6 protein-coding genes are annotated in these 5,053 nt (G+C 38.4%); 5 read left to right on the top strand and 1 reads right to left on the bottom strand.

The window, feature by feature from the left end:
- The 5 genes from VGA95_12700 to VGA95_12680 form a co-directional block, all read left to right on the top strand.
- Positions 1–276: Asd/ArgC dimerization domain-containing protein (locus VGA95_12700; protein ID HEX9667399.1), on the top strand; the 276-nt coding region annotated here is incomplete at its 5' end.
- A complete protein-coding gene (locus VGA95_12695) occupies positions 269–835 on the top strand; it encodes a zinc-ribbon domain-containing protein (GenBank protein ID HEX9667398.1) in 567 nt (188 codons plus the stop codon). The genes VGA95_12700 and VGA95_12695, both read left to right, overlap by 8 nt.
- Positions 836–1,094: 259 nt before the next feature.
- Positions 1,095–1,379 (top strand): BrnT family toxin, encoded by a 285-nt coding sequence (locus VGA95_12690; protein ID HEX9667397.1) that lies wholly within the window; start codon positions 1,095–1,097, stop codon positions 1,377–1,379.
- On the top strand, positions 1,360–1,689 hold the full coding sequence (locus VGA95_12685; protein ID HEX9667396.1) for a hypothetical protein: 330 nt from the start codon (positions 1,360–1,362) through the stop codon (positions 1,687–1,689). Before VGA95_12690 ends, VGA95_12685 begins: the two co-directional genes overlap by 20 nt.
- Positions 1,690–2,296: 607 nt before the next feature.
- On the top strand, positions 2,297–3,160 hold the full coding sequence (locus VGA95_12680) for a universal stress protein (GenBank protein HEX9667395.1): 864 nt from the start codon (positions 2,297–2,299) through the stop codon (positions 3,158–3,160).
- A gap of 202 nt (positions 3,161–3,362) precedes the next feature.
- Here the strand turns inward: VGA95_12680 and VGA95_12675 are convergent, their stop codons facing one another.
- Positions 3,363–4,880 (bottom strand): IS1182 family transposase, encoded by a 1,518-nt coding sequence (locus tag VGA95_12675; protein HEX9667394.1) that lies wholly within the window; start codon positions 4,878–4,880, stop codon positions 3,363–3,365.
- Positions 4,881–5,053: the final 173 nt, after the last annotated feature.

Raw genomic sequence — 5,053 nt, 5'->3', positions numbered from 1 at the left:
CTGAATATAGAGACTGAGAGAAAAATCTCTGTAAGTGAAGCAAAAACCGCCCTCAAAAATTTCCCGGGTGTCCGGGTAGTGGACGAACCCCAGAACCTTCGATACCCCATGCCTATTGAAGCGGCGGGAAAGGATGAGTGTCTGGTGGGCCGGATAAGAGAAGACTACACGGTTCCCGCAGGGATCAGTCTATGGGTAGTCGGAGATCAGTTAAGGAAAGGAGCCGCCCTCAATGCAGTCCAAATAGCGGAAGTCCTGATAGGCAGATATGTCTAAAATACCATTGATAACCCCGCTTATTGGCACTATTCAAGGGTTCATAAATAAGCTAGAGTCGAAAAACTTCACCGAACTGCCACAAGATTTGAAAGAAAGCTTATCAAGTTATCTATCACAGGGTGAAGAGATATCACTTACTCTAAGGAATTACAGGGCGATTTACAAGGCTCCAAAATGGATTGATAGCAACACCTATTTTAACTCCTGGTTTATACTCACAGACCAGAGAATTCTCATTTTACGAAACTCATCATCATTTAAGCTGTTCAGAGACATACCTCTCGATGAAGTCAGCAGGACCCTTTACGAAATGGATGGGTCAGACCCCCGTCTAACGATAATTACTCCGGGAAAAGAAGACAGAATTGAATTTGTCAGTGAAGTCATAAGACACTGTGACGATATTGGCAAAAAATTAAATGAAGCACTGGAAAAGAATCGGCAATACTATAACACCACACCGGAAAAGGACACATTGCATTGCTTCAATTGCGGGACTAGAATTCCTAAGAAAAGCAATTTTTGTCCCGAATGTGGAAAGTCACTGAAAACCTAACTGATTATTTGTAAAGTTCGTGCGCGAACAACCCTATAGTAATCTACCGATTGAGAATAAAAAATCTTAAATGTCTTCCCAAGGAATTCTGAGTACTTCGACCCTTCGACAAACTCAGGACCCACTACTCAGGACTGAGGACAGCCCAGCGGCGAAGGGAAATCAAAATAATCAAATAACCAAAGCCTCACCTTAGCAACATTAACTATATTTTCCTAAAATAATTGACAATATCTACACAATGTCATATTCTTAAATTGTGATAAAATGGGACGAGTATAAGAATCTAAAATTATTTATGAAAAGAGGAGTCTCATTTGCAGAAATAGAACAAATAATTTTGAATGAAGAATATATTGAGATATTAGAGCATCCAAAAAAGGATAATCAATATATCTTTATTGTTGATATAAATAACTATATTTGGGCAGTACCCTTCGTTATTGAAGGTGAGACAATTTTTTTAAAAACAGCATTTCCTAGTCGGAAATTTAATAAAATATATAAAAGGGAGGCCAAAAAAGATGAGCAGCTCAAAAAATAAATTCAAACTAGATGAGTTTGAGAAAGAAATAGAGAAGCATGCAGAAGAGTTTGTTCCTATACCGCCTAAGACGAGAAAAAAGATAGAAAAAATCATTAAAAAAGCCAACAAAACCAGGAATGTAAATTTAAGAATGGCAGATTATGTTCTGGAAGAGTTAAAACTAAAAGCAAGTTTAGAAGCTATACCGTACCAATCGTATATCAACAGTATTTTGCACAGATACGTAACAGGTCAACTTGTTGATAGAAGCAGAGTAATTGAACTTTTAACTATAAAAAAGGCTCTCGAAGAAAAAGACCTTTCTTGAAAATCAAAATAACCAAACAAATAAAGCCCGACCCTTCTCCCTGTGATTTGCTTCTCCCCTTTGCTAAAGGGTGTATAGACCGGAGACATAGGGGAGGCAGAGGGGACTATATAATAGGAGCGGCTTCCCTTCGATCCTTCGATAGTTCGACCCTTCGACAAACTCAGGACTCACTACTCAGGACTGAGGACAGCCCAGCCGCGAACAGACACTAGCGGAGGATTTAGTCCGCCACTTATCTTCTGATTCATATTGAAAAAAAGGAAGAGACCTTAAAAGGGGAATTTCTTGATGAGTAGAGTATCAATGATGATTCAAAAAATAGGTTGGGGAAGAGCAAAAATAAGAAAACAATTATCAATTGCAGACCCGTTCGTTAATACTGGGAATCCATTAAAATTTATCAACAAAAGACTTAACCCGTTGTTCTTTTGAACAATTGCCATTTGTAGACTTGACTCCATTGTTTTTTTTCATCTAGAATTTATTTATTGAAATGGCTTTACGATGGAGAATCCCTAAGATCTCAACCTTGGTATAGGTTTAGCAACTATGTTATGATAAAGCATCCAAAAAATTTTATGAAATTTTGGGAGGAATGGTTGTGATGAATAAAATAGGAAAAATACTGTGGGCATCTGATGGGCTTAAAGAATCTAACATTGCTCTTAAATATGCAGAGTTTCTTGCTATACAATTACACGGACAAGTCTTTGGACTCAATGTTATTCCCTATCTTGAACATATGTTGCCTGAATATCCGACAGAAATCTTGGGTTGGTTTAGAAAGGCTGAACATTCGGCATATAAGAGACTCGAAGGTATCAAGGAGAAACTTAGAAGGAAAGGTATAAAATTCAAAACAATAGTAGAAAAGGGAGTCCCTTACGAAAAGATTCTGGATGTTTCGAAAAAAGAAAAGGCAGATTTGATAGTAATGGGGAAGAGAGGATATGAATCTGTTGAAAAAGACCCTCTAGGAAGTAATACGATTAAAGTACTACGGGCGTCGCAGGTTCCTATAATAATTACTAAATACAGTAAGAGGAAAATAGGTATAAAGAAAATACTGATCCCAATCGATTTGCATTCAAAGAGTACTAAAGTTACAGAATATGCGATTGACCTTGCGCGGCTACTTAAAGCAAAAATTTATCTTCTTTACGTTTTTGAACTTAATAATTATCAAAGGTTTTCTGAGAAAATTCTGAATGCATTTGTGGCTCCCTATGTGCAGAAAATTCAAGAGATTGCAATTGGCCTCCCTTCTCAAGATTTGGTGATAAAACCTAAGGTAACGGTAGCCCCTAATGCCTGGAAAGGAATAATAGATTTTGCTAGAGAAGAAGATATCGATTTAATTGCAATAGCAACACATGGACGTAAAGGTATCTTGAGATTTTTTCTTGGAAGTATTGCTGAGAGAGTGATTCAAGAATCTCCCTGTTCGGTATTGGCCCTGAAACCATAAAAGGATGAGGGCTTAAACGAAGGAAAGAATTGAAGATAATGAAACTTCACAATATTTATCCTTTAAAACGTGTTAAATGCTTATACCCGATGAGCAACTCACGATACTTTTTCCAATCATCGCTTAATTAAAGGGGACGAATAAACTAGGGGTCGTGTCTCAACGGGCTGTTGCTCAAATGAATGTTATTTTCGATAGATCGTTAGTCTGAAAACACGAAATCAACTTTAACTGCGGCTTTTAACTTAAAGATAAATTCCCATAAAAATCTCTCTCTATTTGCAATCAAACGTAATAATTTCTCATGCATACTCTCTTTTAATTTAGATACTGCCGTTCTTGGATCAATTCCAAATTTCATCAGTATCTGTATATTCTGAATTGCTGCAGTAAGGTACTCCTGAATCCTCACTCTCCATAACCCCCTCCACCTAGCTCTTCCAAATCCATATCTCTTTGACCTTGCAAATGACCTCTCCATCAAATGCTGCCTTGTCTTTATATCTAGTTTTGATAACGTGGTCTTAGATATCGCTCTCATATAATTAATTTCCTCTTGCCTCAGATGCCTCTTCACTGTTCTCCCTGATTTGTTCCTCGTACACTGTGATCTTAATTTGCATACTCTACAATCTCTCCTTGAGGCTGCATAATCCATACTCTGTCTATTCATATGCACTGACTTGGGCTTCAGTTTCTTTCCCTCTGGACACGTATAAGTATCTGTCTCTGAATCATAAACAAACATATCATCTGAAAATATTCCTCCTCTCAATCCACCCTTTCCTTGTGCCTCCTTCAAATCAGCAATATGTGCCCTTATACCTCTGTCCCAACATACTAAGTAGTTCTCTATTGTTCCATACTTGCTATCCGCTACTACTGTCTTTGCTCCTATCTCCGTGTTTCTATGATGTGACTCTATCAATTCAACCATCAAGTGTGCTTCGTTAACTTCCCCTGGTGTTACCTCAGTCGCTGTTATTACTTCATACGCCCCATCCACTGCTCTGTGTGTTTGATACCTTAGCTTCGCTTTCCCTCCACTCCTCATTATCGATGCATCAGGATCTGTTGTGGATATATATCGCTTGTTCACTCCTCCACTACTACCATCGTCTTCTCCCTTGTCCACTTCTTCCTCCGATGCTTCCTCTTCCAACCTCTTCTCCAATTCCTTATAACTCTCATTTAAGTACCTCTTAAGCGATTGCCTGTCCACTACAGAGTTATTAGATGCGTCTGCTTGTATTAGGCTTGAGTCCACAAATATATTCCTCCCATCCACTAACCCACTCTCCACTACTTGTGCTGAACTTGTTTCAGTACACTGCCATACTACCCTCTCATAGAAACTCCTGAATGCCTCTTCTCCCCATCTCCTCCTTGCCTTCGATAATACACTGTGATTCGGTATCTCTGTATCCAGATCAAATCCTAAAAACCATAGCCAGTCTAACCTCTCTGATAACGTATCCATTAGTTCTCTTTCAGACCTCACGTTGTAAAGTACCAAAAGCAACATCAACTTCAGTATCACTGGTGGTGGTATTGATTCATTCCCGTTATATCCGTATTTATCCCTTACCTCATTGTATATGAACTCAAAATCTATGAGCTCTCTTATCTTCCTCAGAGGATGATTCTTACGTATCCTCTTATCTATATTGATTCCCATATAAAATAATTTACTCTGAGGTGGGTCTTCGTAGCTCATCATGGCTGGTGGTTTTTATCCTCCTTCAGGTTTTCTCCCATTATAGCACTTCTGAGCTTTTTTGTGTCAACTTTTTTCCCTAGCAGAGGATTTGGGCAACAGCCCGTCAAGGCTTGACACATATTACTCTCACTTGTTTCATTGGCAATGAACTATTATACGTATGATTGAAATGG

It is taken from the genome of Thermodesulfobacteriota bacterium (assembly GCA_036397855.1).
GTDB lineage: Bacteria > Desulfobacterota_D > UBA1144 > Nemesobacterales > CSP1-2 > DASWID01.
This window is presented reverse-complemented; position numbering and strand designations above follow the sequence as displayed.

Bases quoted from the DNA above. Each gene is read 5' to 3' on its own strand.
- VGA95_12685 (HEX9667396.1), top strand. From the start codon at position 1,360: ATGAGCAGCTCAAAAAATAAATTCAAACTAGATGAGTTTGAGAAAGAA.
- VGA95_12680 (HEX9667395.1), top strand. From the start codon at position 2,297: ATGAATAAAATAGGAAAAATACTGTGGGCATCTGATGGGCTTAAAGAA.
- VGA95_12675 (HEX9667394.1), bottom strand. From the start codon at position 4,880: ATGATGAGCTACGAAGACCCACCTCAGAGTAAATTATTTTATATGGGA.
- VGA95_12695 (HEX9667398.1), top strand. From the start codon at position 269: ATGTCTAAAATACCATTGATAACCCCGCTTATTGGCACTATTCAAGGG.